Annotated in this window: 1 protein-coding gene; it reads left to right on the top strand. The window is 55.9% G+C overall.

Annotation, left to right across the window (positions count from 1 at the left end):
- Window positions 1–585, top strand: a 585-nt coding sequence (locus NW820_RS13380; protein WP_414407773.1) for an RNA-guided endonuclease TnpB family protein, incomplete at both ends; no start/stop codon positions are given.

The raw sequence follows: 585 nt of genomic DNA, 5'->3' as shown, positions 1-585 counted from the left end.
GGCGGTACTCCAACGCAAAGCCAGTAAGGGCACACGCAGTTCGCGGCGCAGATGCCGTCAACTGTTGCAACGGCTGTCTGGCAAGGAGAGACGCTTTCAGTCGCGTCAGCGTTGCGTAGCAAAAACGTGGGTCAATCATCGCATCTCCAAAGCTATTGTCTCTAGGGCAAAAGCTACCAACAGCGCTATCGCCCTGGAAGACCTGACAGGGATCCGGAAAAGAGTCAATCAACAACCCCGCAGCAAAGCCGAGCGGCGCAGGGCCAACAGTTGGGCGTTCTACCAACTACGTCAGTTTCTGGAATACAAGGCGAGGGTTGCAGGGGTTTCTCTGATTCTTGTGCCGCCTGCCTACACGTCGCAGACCTGTCACCGGTGCTTGCACATTCATCCCGACCCTGCGCAATCCTATCGCAGTGGGAAGCAGTTTAAGTGTGGACACTGTGGATGGGAAGGGGATGCGGATTTGAATGGTGCGAATGTGATTGCGCTTTTGGGGGCTGTCGTAAACCAGCCTAGAGGTCCGGGCTTGTTTTGTTCTCTGGTAGAGCAGAACAGGCTCAGGGCTACTGAAAGCCCGCTCCG

The sequence above is a fragment of the Synechococcus sp. R55.7 genome (assembly GCF_047461955.1).
Lineage (GTDB): Bacteria > Cyanobacteriota > Cyanobacteriia > Thermostichales > Thermostichaceae > Thermostichus.
Note: the sequence above shows the minus strand (reverse complement) of the source record. Positions and strands in the feature narration are given on the sequence as shown.